Origin of the sequence: Vulcaniibacterium thermophilum (assembly GCF_007923255.1) — a bacterium.
In the GTDB taxonomy this organism is placed as follows: domain Bacteria; phylum Pseudomonadota; class Gammaproteobacteria; order Xanthomonadales; family Xanthomonadaceae; genus Lysobacter_F; species Lysobacter_F thermophilum.
The window spans coordinates 39291-54822 of sequence record NZ_VOHJ01000019.1; the positions used below are offsets into that span (position 1 = coordinate 39291).

Genomic DNA, 15532 nt, shown 5'->3' on the forward strand with positions numbered 1-15532 from the left:
GCGGTGGCGAGACGTTGAAGCTTTCATGGTAGCCCCGTGAAGAGGCCATCAAGCCGGCCACGACGCCGGGTCGATGCCGCTGTGCGAGGATGGCGGCCATGAGGAAGAAGACCACAGACAAGCGCGGCGACGGCCGCTCCCCCCGCACCCCGAAGAACACCGGCGCCGAAAGCGGCGCCCGGCGCGGCCGCGCTTCCGGCGCCGCCCGTCGTCCCCCGTGGATGCCCGAGCCGCCGGCGCGCGAACCGCGCCGCAGCGCGTCCGGCGCGCGCGCACGTGCCGGCGTCCAGGATCCGTTCGCCGAGCGCGAGGCGCTGCGGTACGAGAACCCGATCCCCAGCCGCGAAGCGATCCTGCAACTGCTCGAGGACGCCGACGGCCCGATGCCGGCCGAGGCGATCGCCAGCGCGCTCGATCTCGGCGCGCCCGACCGCTTCGAGGCGCTCGGCAAGCGGCTGGCGGCGATGCTGCGCGACGGCCAGTTGCTGCAGAACCGCAAGGGCGCGTTCGCGCCGGCGCGGCGGCTGGATCTGATTCCGGGCGTCGTGGTCGCCAATCCGGAAGGGTTCGGTTTTCTCAAGCCGGACGGGGGCGGCGAGGACCTGTTCCTGCCGCCGTACGAGATGCGCAAGGCGATGCACGGCGACCGCGTGCTGGCCAGCGTCACCGGCCTGGACCGGCGCGGCCGCCGCGAGGGCGCGATCGTCGAGGTGCTGGAGCGCCGCCTCAACCGGCTGATCGGCCGCTACGTCATCGAGGCCGGCATCGGCTACGTTTGCCCCGACGACCGCCGCATCCAGCGCAACGTGCTGATTCCGCCGAACGCGCGCGGCGAGGCCGAGCACGGCCAGCTCGTGGTGTGCGAGATCACCCAGGCGCCGGACACCCGCCGTCCGCCGATCGGGCGCGTGCTGACGGTGCTGGGCGACCGCCTCACGCCCTCGCTGGTGGTGCAGGCGGCGATCCACGGCCACGAGCTGCCGCACGAATTCCCCGACGCGGTGCTGCGCGAGGCGGCGGCGATCCCGGTCGAGGTCGAGCCCGACGTCGCCGCCAGCCGCGTGGACCTGCGCGAGCTGCCGCTGGTCACGATCGACGGCGAGGACGCCAAGGATTTCGACGACGCCGTCTATTGCGAGCCGAACCGCAACGGGTTCCGTCTGGTGGTGGCGATCGCCGACGTCTCGCATTACGTGCGGCCGGGCAGCGCGCTCGACGACGAGGCGCAGCGGCGCGCGACCTCGGTGTACTTCCCCGGCTTCGTCGTGCCGATGCTGCCGGAGACGCTCTCCAACGGCATCTGCTCGCTCAAGCCCAAGGTCGACCGCCTGTGCTTCGTCTGCGACATGCAGATCGACCGCAGCGGCAACGTGCGCGGCTCGAAGTTCTACGAGGCGGTGATGCACTCGCACGCGCGTCTGACCTACACCCAGGTCTGGAACGCGATCGGCGAGGACGTCACCGACGAGGCGCGGGCGCAGGCGCGCGCGGCGATCGGCCCGCTGCTGCCGCAGATCCGCAACCTGCACCGGCTCTACGAGGTGCTGGCGAAGGCGCGCCAGCGCCGCGGCGCGATCGAGTTCGAGACCAGCGAGGTGCGCTTCGTGCTCGGCCCGAAGGGCGAGGTGGTGCAGGCCGGCATGCTGGTGCGCAACGACGCGCACAAGCTGATCGAGGAATGCATGATCGCCGCCAACGTGGAGGCGGCGAAGTTCCTGCTCGCGCACGAAGTGCCGGCGCCTTACCGCATCCACGAACGTCCGCCGGAGGACAAGTACGCCGATCTGCTCGAGTTCCTCAAGGAGTTCAAACTGCGCATGCCGCCGTGGCCGCAGGTCGAGCCGCGCGATTTCACCCAGTTGCTGCAGAAGGTGCGCGAGCGCGCCGACTCGGCCCTGCTGGAATCGGTGCTGCTGCGCAGCCAGTCGCTGGCGGTGTATTCGACCGAGAACGTCGGCCACTTCGGCCTGGCGCTGGAAGCCTACGCGCACTTCACTTCGCCGATCCGCCGCTATCCCGACCTGCTGGTGCATCGCGCCATCAAGCATGCGCTTGGCGGTGAGCGGCCCGAGCGCTTCCGCTATTCGCCGCACGACATGGCCGCGCTCGCGCTGCAGTGCTCCGACCGCGAACGCCGCGCCGACGAGGCCGAGCGCGAGGTCGACGAGCGCTACCGCGCCGCGTGGATGGAACAGCACGTCGGCGGCGAGTTCGAAGGCGTGATCTCGGGCGTCACCAGCTTCGGGCTGTTCGTCGAGCTCGCCGAGTCGAAGGTCAACGGCCTGGTGCACGTCACCCAGTTGCCGAACGACTACTATCACTTCGATCCGATCCGCAAGACGCTGACCGGCGAACGCCGCGGCCGCGAGTTCCGCCTCGGCGACCGCGTGCGCGTGCTGGTGCTGAAGGCCAGCGTGGAGGACCGCCGGATCGATTTCCGGCTGGTCGAAGAGCGCGCCGCGCCGCCACCGCCCGCGCGCGGGCAGCCCAAGCGCAAGACCAAGCAGCCGTATCGCTGAGCGCGGCAGCCCTCCTCCAGCGGAGAGGGCGCTCCTCCGTCGCCCCGGCGAAAGCCGGGGCCCATGGTCCGCTTCTCGCCCTTCAACCTGGGTCCCGGCTTTCGCCGGGACGACGAGCGTGGGGCAGCGGCGCCTTGGCGCCCGCGGCGCTCCGCGTCGCACCCCGTCACGCCCGCTTGCTCGCGCAGGCGACCAGGGGCAGGAGCTGAAAGCCCCTCTCCCTCCGGGAGAGGGGTTGGGGTGAGGGCCGGCGAAGTGGCGACGCTGAAGCTGCGCAGGGATCTCGCGCAGCACACTCCACAACGCTCGGTACGGCGTTCCCCGTTCCCGCCGCCCCGTCCCCAGCTCCACCCCACAACCCGGCGATAATCGCTTCCCCCTCGATACGCTCTCTCCCATGACCCAGAAACAATGGATCGCCGGCATCAACGCCGTCGCCGCCGCGATCGCCAACGACGCCGAGCACGTGCGCGAGGTGCTGCTCGAGGCGGGCGCGAAGAATCCGCGGCTGGCCGAAATCGAAAGCGCCGCGCGGCGTGCCGGCATCGAAGTGCGCCGCGTGCCGCAGCAGGCGCTCGACGGCGTGGCCGGCGGTCTGCGTCACCAGGGCGCTGCCGCGCGTTACGCGGCCGCGCGCACCTGGGGCGAGCACGAACTGCCCGCGCTGGTGGAAGCGGCCGAGGGCCGCGCGCTGATCCTGGTGCTCGACGGCGTGCAGGACCCGCACAACCTCGGCGCCTGCCTGCGCAGCGCCGCGGCGGCGGGGGCGACCGCGGTCGTCATTCCCAAGGACAAGGCGGTGCAGATCAACGCCACGGTGCGCAAGACCTCGGCCGGCGCCGCCGACCGCGTGCCGGTGATCGCCGTCACCAACCTCGCGCGCGCGCTGCGCGACCTCAAGCAGCTCGGCGTCTGGCTGTACGGGCTGGCGGGCGAAGCCGCCGAATCGTTCTACGGCCTCGACCTGCGCGGCAACGTCGCCCTGGTGCTGGGCGGCGAGGCCGAAGGGCTGCGCCGGCTCACGCGGGAGACCTGCGACGCGCTGGTGCGCATCCCGATGCCCGGCGCGGACGCCGCGCATGGGGTGGAGAGCCTCAACGTCTCGGTGGCCGCGGGCGTGACCCTGTTCGAAGCGGTGCGACAGCGCGGCGCATGAACGTCACCTGGTACGACGCACTGGGGCTGTTCGGTGTCGGCCTGATCCTTGCGGCCTACTTCGCCCTGCAGGCCGGTCGCGCGCAGGCCCACGGCCTCGGCTACCAGCTCGCCAACCTGATCGGCGCGGCGCTGGTGCTGCTGTCGCTGATGTTCGAGTTCAACCTGTCGGCGTTCGTGATCGAGAGCGCCTGGGTGCTGATCAGCCTCTACGGCATCGTCAAGGCGCGCCGCGAGCGCCGCACGCCGCGCTCGTGACTCGTCGCCCCGGCGAAAGCGGGGGCCCATTCTGCTTCTCGGTCGCCGGACATGGATACCGGCTTCGCCGGTATGACGAAGGCGTTTCCGCGGGATGAGGGCTCACGTCGAACCGCCGTCCGCCGCATGCGGTCGCGGCCACGCATTGACGATCTTGCAGAACAGCGCCGCCGTCTTCTCGGCGTCGTAGACCGCCGAATGCGCCTCTTCGCCGCGCCATTCGAGGCCGGCGGCGTGCATCGCGCGGCCCAGCACCGTCTGCCCGTAGGCCACGCCCGCCAGCGTCACCGTGTCGAACACGCTGAACGGATGGAACGGATTGCGCTTGTGGCCGCAGCGCGCGACCGCGGCGTTGAGGAAGTTGAGGTCGAAGTGCGCGTTGTGTCCGACCAGGATCGCGCGCTGGCATCCATGCCGCTTCATCGCCTCGCGCACCGGCCCGAACACACGGTCCAGCGCGGCGCGCTCGGGCACGGCGTCGCGGAACGGATGGTCGAGGATGATGCCGGTGACTTCCAGCGACTTCGGATCGATCTCGGTGCCCGGCGCGGGCACCACATGGGTGCTGGTGGTCGGGCCGGGCACCAGCCGGCCGTCGGCGTCGACGTCGATCGGCACCGCCGCGATCTCCAGCAGCGCATGCCGGTTCCAGTCGAAGCCGCCGGTTTCCACGTCCACCACCACCGGCAGGTAGCCGCGGAAGCGCGTGGCCAGCGGCGAGGGAGCGGGAACGGAAGCGGCGGCGTGCGTGCTCGGTGCGGGCATTTCCATCGCCGCAAGCCTAGCAGAGCGGGTGTCCGGCCCGGCGCCGCACGCACGCGCCGTTGTTCCCGATGCGGGAGGCGGCGCACGTCCTCAGCGGGCGACCGGATTGGCGCCGAGCAGCACGCCCGCGCGCAGGAGCTGGCCCAGCAGCGCGGCGCCTTCGGCCAGGAAGGCGTCCGCGTCCGCCGCGCCGGCTTCCGCGGCCAGCGCCAGCAGGTGTTCGCGGCCGCCGAGTGCGGGCGCTTCCGCAAGGCGCTGCAGCAGCCGGAAGGTGAGCGGCGTGAGTTCGGAGAAGCGCACCTCGCCGTCGGCCTCGCGCCGCGCCATCAGCAGCGTCGGTTGCGCGGGCGGCGTCGCAGGCTGCCAGCCGGGACCGATGCGGTGAACCGGCCAACGGTAGGCCAGCGGCCAGGCCAGCGGCGACAGCACCGGCGCGTGCTCCAGCAGCGCCGCCTCGTCGTGCATCGCGCAGCGCAGGTCGGCCTCGTCCACCTCGGCGATCTGCAGCGCCAATTCCACCCACTCGTAATGCGCAAGCTCGACGAGGAACGGGGCGACGTCGTCGCGCTGTGCGAGGAACCGCTGGAACTCGCGCGCGATCTCGGTGAACAACGGCGTCTGCGCGCGGTGATCGCGCAGGAAGGCGCGCACCAGCGCGTGCCAGGCCGCGTCGTCGTGCAGCGCACGGATCACCGGGAAGTTGCCGGCGAGCAGGCCCTCGACGTTGCGGAACACCAGATCGCGATAGACCGCGACGCGGCGCTCTTCGAGCGCGGCTGGCGCGGGCACGCCGTCGGGATCGCGCAGATGGCGGGTCAGCTCGAACTGCTGCGCCCGCAGGCGCGCGGGCGCGTCAGCCATGGGCACGGCGCAGCTCCGGCACCGCCGCGCCCATCACCCGGCGCACGGTGGACAGCTCGTCCGCCAGCGCGGCGTAGGGCGGGATGTTGAAGTCGCGCTCCAGCAGGGTCGGGCGCGGGCCGAAGCGGCGGTAGACCTCGCCGAGCAGGTCCCACACCGCGTCCTTCACCGGCGCGCCGTGGGTGTCGATCTTGAGGTCGTCGGCCTCGTCGTAATGGCCGGCGACGTGCAGGTAGGCGATGCGCTCGGCGGGCAGGGCGGCAAGGAACCCGCGCGCGTCGTAGCGATGGTTGATCGCGTTGACGTACACGTTGTTGACGTCCAGCAGCAGGTCGCAGTCGGCTTCCGCAAGGACCGCGTTGATGAACTCGATCTCGGTCATCTGCTGGTGCGGCGCGGCGTAGTACGAGGCGTTCTCCACCGCGATGCGACGGCCGAGGATGTCCTGCGTGCGGCGGATGCGGGCGGCGACGTGATGGACCGCCTCTTCGGTGAACGGGATCGGCAGCAGGTCGTAGAGCTGGCCGTCGTCGCTGCAGTAGCTCAGGTGTTCGCTGTAGAGCAGCGCGCGGTGCGCATCGAGGAAGCGGCGCACGCGGATCAGGAAGGTCTCGTCGAGCGGCGCGGTGCCGCCGAGCGAAAGCGACAGGCCGTGGCAGACCAGCGGATGGCGTGCGCTCAGTTCGGCGAGCGCCTCGCCGTAGCGGCCGCCCACGCCGATCCAGTTCTCGGGCGCGCATTCGAGGAAGTCGAAGTCGCCCGGCGGCGCCGACCGCAGCGCGCCCAGCAGGGCGCGCCGCAGCCCGAGCCCGACCGCGTCCGCACGCAGCGGACGCGGCTCGACGGTGCCGCTGTCAGACGGCGCCACCGCACTTGCCTTCGCCGCACTTGCCCTCGTGCGCGGCCTTGTCCTTCGCCTGGCCGTCGGCCTTGCCGGCGCCGCATTTGCCTTCGCCGCACTTGCCTTCACCGCACTTGCCCTCCTGGCCGGCCTTGGCGGCGCCGCATTTGCCCTCGCCGCACTTGCCCTCGCCGCACTTGCCCTCGCCGCATTTGCCTTCGTGCGCGGCCTTCATCTCGGCGGCGCTGATGAAGCCGTCCTTGTCGGTGTCGTACTTCGCGAAGCGGCTGCCGTCGCCGCCGTGCGCCGCCGCGAACTCGGCCGGCGAGATGCGCCCATCCTTGTCGGTGTCGACCTGCGCCAGCGTGTGGTGGCCGCCCTTGCCGCCGCACTTGCCTTCGCCGCACTTGCCTTCGGCCACGGCATGGGCGCCGACCATGTAGCCCTGCGCCAGGTCGTGGATGGCGAACGCGGAACCGGACAGGCTCAGACCGCCGGCCAGCACGGCGCCGACGGCGAGGGCGAGGGTGGGATGCTGCTTGGACATGCGATCTCTCCTGGTGGACGCCGGGGCACCCGGCACGGTGAACGCGGCGAGTGTAGCGCCGGTGGGCGTGCCGGCCGCTCGACGCCGCGGCGGCCGGACGGTTCCCGTCCAGCTTCCGCCCCGCGGGCCACGCGCGCATGGGCCGTTCGTCCCTGTTTCGGGCGGGGACGGCGGACATTGCCGGTGTGCGTCGCGGAACGACGCCCGGACCCGGCCGGCGGCCTCAGGGCGCGACGGTGCTGCTGGTGGCGTCGCGCTTCTCGCGCGGCGGCAGCGCCTCGTCGCCCTTCACCAGGAACCAGACGTTCTCGGCGATGTTGGTGGCATGGTCGCCGATGCGCTCGATGTTCTTGGCCATGAACATGACGTGCGTGCAGCCGGTGATCGAGCGCGGATCTTCCATCATGTACGTCAGCAGCTCGCGGAACAGTCCGGTGTAGGCCGCATCGACCTCCGCATCGCGCGCGCGCACCCGTTTCGCCAGTTCGACGTCGCTGTCGCGGTAGGCCGCCATGACGTCGCGCATCTGCTGCGCCGCCAGCATGCCCAGCGCATGCAGCCCGGCGATCTGCGGCAGCGGAGGCGCCAGGTTGAGCGCGATCGAGCGCTTGGCGACGTTCGCCGCGTAGTCGCCGACGCGCTCGATGTCCGATGCGATGCGGATCGCGGCGAGGATCTCGCGCAGGTCGCGCGCGAGCGGGCCGCGCAGCGCGAGCTTCATGACGTCGTGGCTGACCTCGTGCTCGAGCGCGTCGATCGCCTCGTCGTTGGCGATGATGCGCTCGGCGGCCTTGTCGTCGCGCCGCTGCAGCACGTCGAGCGCGGCCTCGAGCTGCGCGATCGCCATCTCGCCCATGCGAAGGGTTTCGTTGAGCAGGCGGCGCTGCTCTTCGTCGAAGCTTTTGACGATGTGGTCGTGCATGGCAGCGGGAATCGGGAATGGGGAATGGGGAGTCGTTCACAGCGAGTAGGAAGCGGGGGTGAGAGCGGGATCGGCACGTCGCTGTAGCTCGTCGTGCCGATTCCCGATTCTCCATTCCCGATTCCCGGCTTTCATCACCCGAACCGCCCGGTGATGTAGTCCTCGGTCTGCTGCCTGGTCGGCCTGGAGAAGATCATCTCGGTCGGGCCGTGCTCGATCAGATCACCGAGATACATGAACGCGGTGTAGTCGGACACGCGCGCGGCCTGCTGCATGTTGTGGGTGACGATCACGATCGTGTAGTCGAGCTTCAGCTCCTCGATCAGTTGCTCGATGCGGCTGGTGGAGATCGGATCGAGCGCCGAGGTCGGCTCGTCGAGCAGCAGCACGTCGGGCCGCAGCGCCACCGCGCGGGCGATGCACAGCCGCTGCTGCTGGCCGCCGGACAGGCCGAGCGCGCTCTGCCTGAGCTTGTCCTTCACCTCGTCCCACAGCGCGGCCTGGCGCAGCGCCTGTTCCACCCGCTCGTCCATGCGCGCCTTCGGCAGGCGCTCGTGGTGACGGATGCCGTAGGCGATGTTCTCGTAGATCGTCATCGGGAACGGCACCGGCTTCTGGAACACCATGCCGACCTTGCTGCGCAGGCGGTTCATCGGGTACTTCGGATCGAGGATGTTCTCGCCGTCCAGCAGCACCCGACCGCGCGCTTCCAGCTTCGGATAGAGCGCGTAGATGCGGTTGAACACGCGCAACAGCGTCGACTTGCCGCACCCGGACGGGCCGATCAGCGCGGTGACGCGCTTCTCGGGGATGTCGAGGTCGATCGACTTCAGGGCGTGGAACCGGTCGTAGTAGAAGTCCAGACCGCGCGCCGCGATCTTGACCGGCGCCGCGCCGGCGGCGGGCGCGCGCTCGGGCGTGGCGAGAGGGAGGCGGGCGTCGTTCATGGCCGGATTCCGGACGGCAGCGGGGTGGGCGAGGTCAGTCATGGGTGATCTTGTTGCGCAGCAGGATCGCGCGGGCCAGCAGGCTGACCGCGAGCACGAACAGGGTCAGCACGAGCGCCCCGGCCCAGGCGATCCGCTCCCAGTTCTCGTACGCGCTGCCGGCGAATTTGTACATGACCAGCGGCACCGCCGACATCGCGCCGGTGACGTCGGTGGTCCAGAACTCGTTGCCGAACGCGGTGAACAGCAGCGGCGCGGTCTCGCCGGAGATGCGCGCCAGCGCGAGCAGCACGCCGGTGACGATGCCCGGCAGCGCCGAGCGGTACAGCACCTGCATCACCACCTTCCATTGCGGCACGCCCAGCGAGAGCGCCGCCTCGCGCATCTGCGTGGGCACCAGCCGCAGCATCTCGTCGGTCGTGCGCACGACCACCGGCAGCACGATGAAGGCAAGCGCCACCGCGCCGGCCAGCGCCGAGAACTGCTTCTGCGGCGAGGCGATCACCGCCGACACCATCGCATACACGAACAGCCCGAGCACGATCGAAGGCGCGGACAGCAGGATGTCGTTGACGAACCGGATCGCCGTGCCGAGCCTGCGCGCACTGCCGAACTCGGCGAGCCAGGTGCCCGCGGCGATGCCCAGCGGCGTGCCGATCAGCACGCCGAGCGCGCACATCACGATGCTGCCGAAGAAGGCGTTGCGCAGGCCGCCTTCCTCGAGCGGCGGCGGCTGGTCGCGCACGAACAGATCGGCGTCGATGCCGGCGATGCCCTTGGACACCAGCGTCCACAGGATCCAGCCGAGAAAGGCCAGGCCGAACAGCGCGGCCAGGCACGCCAGCCCGACCGCGACGGCGTTCTTCAGCCGGCGCCGGCGATGCAGCGCGTCGGCGGTGCGCCAGTGGGCGGCGTCGGTGGCGGCCGTCACAGCCCCTCCTTCTTCGAAAGCTTCATCAGCATCAGGCGCGCGGCGGCCAGCACCACGAAGGTGACGATGAACAGCACGAAGCCCAGCAGGAGCAGCGCCGCGCGGTACTCCTCGGTCGCCTCGCCGAAGTCGTTGGCGATCAGCGCGGCGATGGTGGTGCTCGGCTCAAGCAGCGAGCGGGTGAACTGCACGCTGTTGCCGATCACGAACGCCACCGCCATGGTCTCGCCGAGCGCGCGCCCCAGGCCGAGGAAGATGCCGCCGATCACCGCCGAGCGGGTGTACGGCAGCACGATGTCCCAGGTGACTTCCCACCGCGTCGAGCCGAGCGCGTAGGCCGACTCCTTCAGCCGCGACGGCACGGTCAGGAACACCTCGCGCATCACCGACGAGATGAACGGGATCACCATGATCGACAGCACGATGCCGGAGGTGAGCATGCCGGCGCCGATCGGCGGGCCCTGGAACAGCGGCCCGACCAGCGGCCAGCCGGCGGCGTGTTCGTTGAGCCACGGGATGACCGATTCGCGCATCACCGGCATGAGCACGAAGAAGCCCCACATGCCGTAGATGATCGAAGGAATGCCGGCCAGCAGCTCGATCGCGGTGCTCACCGGCCCGCGCAGCCAGCGCGGCGCGACTTCGGTCAGGAAGAAGGCGATGCCGAAACTCACCGGCACCGCGATCAGCATGGCGATCAGCGCGGTGACGATCGTGCCGTAGATCGGCACCAGCGCGCCGTAACGGTTCTCGACCGGGTTCCAGTCGGTGGAGACGAAGAAGCCGACGCCCTCGGCCGCCAGCACGCTGCGCCCGCCCCACAGCATCGACAGCGCGGCGCCGGCGAGCGCGAACATCACGAAGATCGCGGTGGCCGCGATCAGCAGGCGGAAGACGCGATCGTGCCGCGCGTCGAGGGTGTCGCGGCGGCTGGCCGGAAGGGCGACGGCGCTCATCGGGTCGTGATCGGCAGGCGTGATCGGCGGGACGGGCGCTTACTTCCGGCCGAGCTCGGCGGCCCAGTAGGCCTTCACCTGCGTCACCAGCCCGGCCGGCAACGGCACGTAGTCGAGCGACTGCGCCTGCGGCTGCCCCTGCTCCAGCGCCCACTGGAAGAAGTCCAGCGCCGCCTTGTGGCCTGCCGGGTTCTTCGGCTCGCGATGCATCAGGATGAAATTGGTGGCGGTGATCGGCCAGGCGTTGGCGCCGGGCGCGTCGGTGATCACCAGCTCGAAGTTCTTCACCGACGACCAGTCCGCGCTCGCGGCGGCGGCCTGGAAGCTCTCCGCGCTCGGCGTGACGAACTCCCCTGCGGCGTTCTGCAATCGGGTGAACGACATCTTGTTCTGCAACGCGTAGGCCAGTTCGACGTAGCCGATCGCGCCCTTGATCTGCTTCACGTAGGACGCCACGCCCTCGTTGCCCTTGCCGCCGACGCCGGTGGGCCAGTCGATCGTGGTGCCTTCGCCGACCTTCTGCTTCCACTCCGGGCTCACCTTCGAGAGGTAGTTCGCGAAGTTGAAGGTCGTGCCGGAGCCGTCCGAGCGGCGCACCACGGTGATCTTGGCGGCGGGCAGCGCCACGCCCGGATTGAGCTTGGCGATCGCCGGATCGTTCCAGCTCGCGATGCGACCGAGGAAGATGTCGGCGAGCACCGGGCCGGTGAGCCGCAACTGGCCCGCGCCGATCCCGTCGAGGTTGACCACCGGCACCACGCCGCCGATCGCCGAGGGGAACTGCACCAGACCCGCCTGCGCGAGCTCCTCGCTCGACAGCGGCTTGTCGCTCGATCCGAAATCCACGGTGCCGGCCTTGATCTGCGCGATGCCGCCACCGGAGCCGATCGACTGGTAGTTGATCTTGTGGCCGGTGGCCTTGTGGTAGTCGGCCGACCACTTCGAGATCAGCGGGTAGATGAAGCTCGCGCCCGCGCCGGTCACGGTCGCGGCGACCCGGTCGCCGGCGGCATCGCCCGCAGCCGGCTGGCCGGCGGTCGATGGCGCGCTGCCCTCCCGGGCGCAGCCGGAGGCGACGGCGGCAAGGGCGAGGGCGAGGACGGCGGTCCTGAGGCGGATGTTCATGGGGGCTCCACGAGAAAGTGCCGGCGTGGCCGGATGCCTCTATGAAATGATGGTTTTGTTACAGCCGGATTACGGCGCGCGCGGAATGCGCAAGTACCGGCGCCGGATGCGCCACGGCCGGACGAACGACGCCCGCGTTCGGCAGCGGGCAGGGTGAGGGCGCGAACGCACGAGGCGGGCCGTGGGCCCGCCTCGTGCCGTCGATCTTCGCAGCCGTCGGGCGATGGCTCAGTAGGCCATGTTCGCCTGCCAGTAGGCCTCGATCTGCTTCACCAGCGAGTCCGGCAGCGGCACGTAGTCGAGCGCCTTCGCCTGCGCGTCGCCGCTGGCGTAGACCCAGCGGAAGAATTCCTTCGCGGCCTTCGCCCGCTGCGCGTTCTTCGGCTGCTTGTACATCAGGATGAAGTTGGTGGCGGTGATCGGCCACGCGTTCTCGCCCGGCGCGTTGGTCATCACCAGGTGGAAGTCGCGCGCATTGGCCCAGTCGGCGCTGGCGGCCGCGGCCTGGAACGTCTCGTCGGAGGGCAGCACGAAATTGCCGGCGGCGTTCTTCAGGCGCGCGTACGCCATCCTGTTCTGCAGCGCATACGACAGCTCGACGTAGCCGATGCCGCCCTTGATCTGCTTCACGTAGGCGGCGACGCCTTCGTTGCCCTTGCCGCCGATGCCGGTCGGCCACTTCACCGCGGTGCCTTCGCCGACGCCCTGCTTCCACTCGGGGCTGACCTTGGAGAGGTAGTTGACGAAGTTGAAAGTGGTGCCCGAGCCATCCGAACGATGCACGACGGTGATCTTCAGCGCCGGCAGGCTGACGCCGCGGTTGAGTTCGGCGATGCGGGCGTCGTTCCACATCGTCACCTTGCCCATGAAGATGTCGGCCAGCAGCGGACCGTCCAGCTTCAGCGCGCCGGACGCCACGCCGGGAACGTTGATGACCGGCACCACGCCGCCGATCACGGACGGGAACTGGGCGAGTCCGAACTTCGCCAGCTCCTCGGGCTTGAGCGGGGCGTCGGAGGAACCGAAATCGACCGTGCCCGCCTTGATCTGGGCGATGCCGCCGCCGGAGCCGATCGACTGGTAGTTGACCTTCCTGCCGGTCGCCTTGGCGTAGTCGGCGGACCACTTCGACATCACGGGATAGATGAACGATGCGCCGGCGCCGGTCACGTCCGCCGCGTGCGCGGTGAACGCGAACGCGCCGGCGACGACGACGGCGGCGAGACGGGTGGAGAGCGTCTTGAACACGAGGGACTCCTGGAGAGAAGGCGGGACAACGCCCGACCGTCGCCATTCCATAACGGTGCGATGACAGCGGCGCGTCGCTGCCGTGTCAGCCGTGTGACACGCGAGCCCGACGCCCCGTGGAAGCGGCTTCGGCCGCGATCACGATCGGCATGGACGCCGGCATCCGTCGAAACGGATCCCGGCATTCGCCGGGATGGCGGGCGGAAAGTTCACCGGGATGACGCGCGGGCAAACGACCGTCGCGGCGCTACGCGCCGTCGCGGCCGAGGACGTCGGCAATCACCCCACGAAGAAGGGCGCGGCCTGCGCCGCGCCCCGTTCGTCATCCGCAGAGAGGGATGCTCACCAGTAGAACTGCACGCGCGCTTCCAGGATGTCCGGATCGTCCGACTGCACGCGGCGCACGCTGCTCTGGTAGCGCTCGCCGTCCACGCGCACGTAGTTCAGCATGAACTTGAAGTTGGAGCGCCAGTACCAGTTCACGCCGACCGTCCAGGCGTCGAACTTGCCGCCGAGCACGCCGTCCACCACCGGTGCGCCGGTCGGCGTGGCCGGCGGCAGCAGGCTGCCGTCGTCGAGGTCGATGCTGTCGTAGCGCAGGCCCACCTGCCACATGCCGGTGGCCGGCTCGGCGGGCAGCGGCGTGGTCGGCACGCCGCCCTTGTAGCCCCAGGTCTCGCCGGTGACGTTCCACACGCCGCTGACGTACCAGCTATCGCCGTCGAAATCGCGCGACTGGCGCACGTTGCCGTTGTCGTAGCGATCGAACGACGCGCGCATGTACTCCGCTTGGACCTTGAAGGCGTTCATCACCCACATCGCCTCGGCGCCGATCGTCTTCTGCCGGTCGACGTTGGTGAGGTTGCCGCTGTCGACGATGCGCGCGCCGGCGAGGTCGGCCTGCGGGCGGGTGCGGATGCGCGCGGTATCGCTGTCGGTATCCATATCCACGTAGGACAGGCCCAGGTGCAGCAGGCTGCCGCTCTCGTTGATCGGCGCCCAGTAGCCGCGCACGCCGTAGCCCGAACCGTGCGCGAGGTTGCGCGTCAGCTCGCGGCCGAAGTAGCTGGCGGTCACGCCCCAGTCGCCGCTGCCGTAGCCGTACGCGACGCCGAGCCGGCGGGCCACGCCGAAGGTGTTGGTCACCGCGGCCTTGGAGATGAAGTCGTTGTTCTTGGTCGAGGACAGTTCCTCGAGGCTGTTCGGCTGCTTGAACTGGCCGATCTGCACGAAATGGTTGCTGTCGCCGCCGATCTTGTACTTGGCGTTGACGTCGAGCCACTTGTCGGCCTTGGCGTCGTAGCCGAGCACCCATTCGACGTTGCCCGGGCCCTTGCCCTTCAGCACCAGCTCGGCGCGGCGCAGCTCGTTGTCGGCCTCGTCGCCGTCGTGGCCGTCGGCGTTGAGGTTGGTGAAGTCGCTGTCGAAGTCGTTGTAGTCGGCCTGCACCAGGCCCTCGAACGAAATCTCCGAGCCGGCGATCACGTCGATGGCGACCTCGGCGTGCGCGACCGGCGCGGCGAGCAGGGCGAGCAGGGCGAGCGAGAGGGGGTTACGCATCGGTTTCATGGAGGGCCCTGAAGGCATGGAAAGACGGGCGCAGGGTAGGGGGTGAAAATGGCGTTAATGTGACAGGCGGTCGCATTGCGGTCATGCGCGCGCAACGCGGCGGCTCAGGCATCCCGCAGCGGCGGCGGCGCCGGCTCGCCCGGCGTTTTGTCCGGATACCGGCACAGATCGCGGATCGGGCAATGCGGGCAATCCGGCACGCGCGCCTTGCAGGTGTAGCGGCCGTGCAGGATCAACCAGTGGTGCGCGTCCTGCAGGTATTCGCGCGGCACCACTCGCAGCAGTTCGTCCTCGACCTCGCGCACGTTGCGGCCGGGCGCCAGGCCCGTGCGGTTGGCGACGCGGAAGATATGCGTGTCCACCGCCATCGTCGGCTCGCCGAAGGCGGTGTTGAGCACCACGTTCGCCGTCTTGCGTCCCACGCCCGGCAGCGCCTCGAGTTCCTCGCGCGTGCGCGGCACCTCGCCGCCGTGCCTGGCGATCAACTGCTCGCACAGGGCGATCACGTTGACCGCCTTGGTGTTGTATAGGCCGATGGTGGCGATGTACGGCTTCAGGCCGTCGACGCCGAGCGCGGCGATCGCCTGCGGCGTGTTGGCGACCGGAAACAGGCGGCGCGTGGCTTTGTTGACGCCCACGTCGGTTGCCTGTGCCGAGAGCACCACCGCGACCAGCAGCTCGAACGGTGTGCGGTACTCCAGCTCGGTGGTCGGATGCGGGTTCAGCTCGCGCAGCCGCGCGAACATCCGCTCGACGTCGGCGGCCGGCATCCGCGCCGGACGGCGGCCCCGCCCGCGCGGACGCGACGGTGCGGCCGGCGCCTGCGCGGCGCCGCGACGGGGGCGCGCGGGCGTCATGGCTTGCGGCTGCCGGCCCGGGCCAGCGCTC

General features: G+C 70.1%; 15 protein-coding genes. 3 read left to right on the top strand and 12 right to left on the bottom strand.

What is annotated here, in order from left to right; all coding sequences use genetic code 11:
- The first annotated feature begins 98 nt into the window (after positions 1-98).
- From rnr to FQY64_RS09220, 3 genes are all read left to right on the top strand, one after another.
- Entirely contained in the window at positions 99-2519 is a 2421-nt protein-coding gene (gene rnr, locus FQY64_RS09210) for a ribonuclease R (protein ID WP_425476672.1), read from the top strand.
- Between the two features lie 397 nt (positions 2520-2916).
- Positions 2917-3675 carry a 23S rRNA (guanosine(2251)-2'-O)-methyltransferase RlmB gene (gene rlmB / locus FQY64_RS09215; RefSeq protein WP_146473973.1) on the top strand — a complete coding sequence of 253 codons (759 nt, stop codon included), beginning with the start codon at positions 2917-2919 and terminating at the stop codon, positions 3673-3675.
- Positions 3672-3932: a CBU_0592 family membrane protein gene (locus tag FQY64_RS09220; RefSeq protein WP_146473974.1), complete on the top strand. Its 261-nt coding sequence runs from the start codon at positions 3672-3674 to the stop codon at positions 3930-3932. The genes rlmB and FQY64_RS09220 overlap by 4 nt, the downstream gene beginning before the upstream one ends.
- Positions 3933-4034: 102 nt before the next feature.
- Here FQY64_RS09220 and rnt read toward each other — a convergent pair whose 3' ends face one another.
- From rnt to nth, 12 genes are all read right to left on the bottom strand, one after another.
- Positions 4035-4697 carry a ribonuclease T gene (gene rnt, locus FQY64_RS09225; protein WP_146473975.1) on the bottom strand — a complete coding sequence of 221 codons (663 nt, stop codon included), beginning with the start codon at positions 4695-4697 and terminating at the stop codon, positions 4035-4037.
- Between the two features lie 90 nt (positions 4698-4787).
- Positions 4788-5558 carry an HvfC family RiPP maturation protein gene (locus FQY64_RS09230; RefSeq protein ID WP_146473976.1) on the bottom strand — a complete coding sequence of 257 codons (771 nt, stop codon included), beginning with the start codon at positions 5556-5558 and terminating at the stop codon, positions 4788-4790.
- Positions 5551-6426: an HvfB family MNIO-type RiPP peptide maturase gene (locus tag FQY64_RS09235; RefSeq protein WP_146473977.1), complete on the bottom strand. Its 876-nt coding sequence runs from the start codon at positions 6424-6426 to the stop codon at positions 5551-5553. The genes FQY64_RS09230 and FQY64_RS09235 overlap by 8 nt, the downstream gene beginning before the upstream one ends.
- A complete protein-coding gene (locus FQY64_RS09240; RefSeq protein ID WP_146473978.1) occupies positions 6413-6946 on the bottom strand; it encodes an EF-hand domain-containing protein in 534 nt (177 codons plus the stop codon). The genes FQY64_RS09235 and FQY64_RS09240 overlap by 14 nt, the downstream gene beginning before the upstream one ends.
- A gap of 223 nt (positions 6947-7169) precedes the next feature.
- A complete protein-coding gene (gene phoU, locus FQY64_RS09245) occupies positions 7170-7868 on the bottom strand; it encodes a phosphate signaling complex protein PhoU (protein ID WP_146473979.1) in 699 nt (232 codons plus the stop codon).
- 134 nt (positions 7869-8002) lie between these two features.
- Entirely contained in the window at positions 8003-8815 is an 813-nt protein-coding gene (gene pstB / locus FQY64_RS09250; protein ID WP_146473980.1) for a phosphate ABC transporter ATP-binding protein PstB, read from the bottom strand.
- 34 nt (positions 8816-8849) lie between these two features.
- Complete coding sequence (pstA, locus tag FQY64_RS09255; RefSeq protein ID WP_146473981.1) at positions 8850-9746, bottom strand: phosphate ABC transporter permease PstA; 897 nt, start codon at positions 9744-9746, stop codon at positions 8850-8852.
- Positions 9743-10702 carry a phosphate ABC transporter permease subunit PstC gene (gene pstC / locus FQY64_RS09260; protein ID WP_146473982.1) on the bottom strand — a complete coding sequence of 320 codons (960 nt, stop codon included), beginning with the start codon at positions 10700-10702 and terminating at the stop codon, positions 9743-9745. Before pstC ends, pstA begins: the two co-directional genes overlap by 4 nt.
- A gap of 39 nt (positions 10703-10741) precedes the next feature.
- Positions 10742-11827 (bottom strand): phosphate ABC transporter substrate-binding protein PstS, encoded by a 1086-nt coding sequence (gene pstS, locus FQY64_RS09265; protein ID WP_146473983.1) that lies wholly within the window; start codon positions 11825-11827, stop codon positions 10742-10744.
- A 228-nt stretch (positions 11828-12055) separates the two neighbouring features.
- A complete protein-coding gene (pstS, locus tag FQY64_RS09270) occupies positions 12056-13126 on the bottom strand; it encodes a phosphate ABC transporter substrate-binding protein PstS (protein ID WP_146473984.1) in 1071 nt (356 codons plus the stop codon).
- 291 nt (positions 13127-13417) lie between these two features.
- A complete protein-coding gene (locus tag FQY64_RS09275; protein ID WP_146473985.1) occupies positions 13418-14644 on the bottom strand; it encodes an OprO/OprP family phosphate-selective porin in 1227 nt (408 codons plus the stop codon).
- A gap of 104 nt (positions 14645-14748) precedes the next feature.
- On the bottom strand, positions 14749-15414 hold the full coding sequence (nth, locus tag FQY64_RS09280) for an endonuclease III (protein WP_146473986.1): 666 nt from the start codon (positions 15412-15414) through the stop codon (positions 14749-14751).
- Between the last annotated feature and the right edge of the window lie 118 nt (positions 15415-15532).

Bases quoted from the DNA above. Each gene is read 5' to 3' on its own strand.
- rnr (WP_425476672.1), top strand. From the start codon at position 99: ATGAGGAAGAAGACCACAGACAAGCGCGGCGACGGCCGCTCCCCCCGC.
- rlmB (WP_146473973.1), top strand. From the start codon at position 2,917: ATGACCCAGAAACAATGGATCGCCGGCATCAACGCCGTCGCCGCCGCG.
- FQY64_RS09220 (WP_146473974.1), top strand. From the start codon at position 3,672: ATGAACGTCACCTGGTACGACGCACTGGGGCTGTTCGGTGTCGGCCTG.
- rnt (WP_146473975.1), bottom strand. From the start codon at position 4,697: ATGCCCGCACCGAGCACGCACGCCGCCGCTTCCGTTCCCGCTCCCTCG.
- FQY64_RS09230 (WP_146473976.1), bottom strand. From the start codon at position 5,558: ATGGCTGACGCGCCCGCGCGCCTGCGGGCGCAGCAGTTCGAGCTGACC.
- FQY64_RS09240 (WP_146473978.1), bottom strand. From the start codon at position 6,946: ATGTCCAAGCAGCATCCCACCCTCGCCCTCGCCGTCGGCGCCGTGCTG.
- phoU (WP_146473979.1), bottom strand. From the start codon at position 7,868: ATGCACGACCACATCGTCAAAAGCTTCGACGAAGAGCAGCGCCGCCTG.
- pstB (WP_146473980.1), bottom strand. From the start codon at position 8,815: ATGAACGACGCCCGCCTCCCTCTCGCCACGCCCGAGCGCGCGCCCGCC.
- pstC (WP_146473982.1), bottom strand. From the start codon at position 10,702: ATGAGCGCCGTCGCCCTTCCGGCCAGCCGCCGCGACACCCTCGACGCG.
- pstS (WP_146473983.1), bottom strand. From the start codon at position 11,827: ATGAACATCCGCCTCAGGACCGCCGTCCTCGCCCTCGCCCTTGCCGCC.
- pstS (WP_146473984.1), bottom strand. From the start codon at position 13,126: ATGGAATGGCGACGGTCGGGCGTTGTCCCGCCTTCTCTCCAGGAGTCC.
- FQY64_RS09275 (WP_146473985.1), bottom strand. From the start codon at position 14,644: ATGAAACCGATGCGTAACCCCCTCTCGCTCGCCCTGCTCGCCCTGCTC.
- nth (WP_146473986.1), bottom strand. From the start codon at position 15,414: ATGCCGGCCGCCGACGTCGAGCGGATGTTCGCGCGGCTGCGCGAGCTG.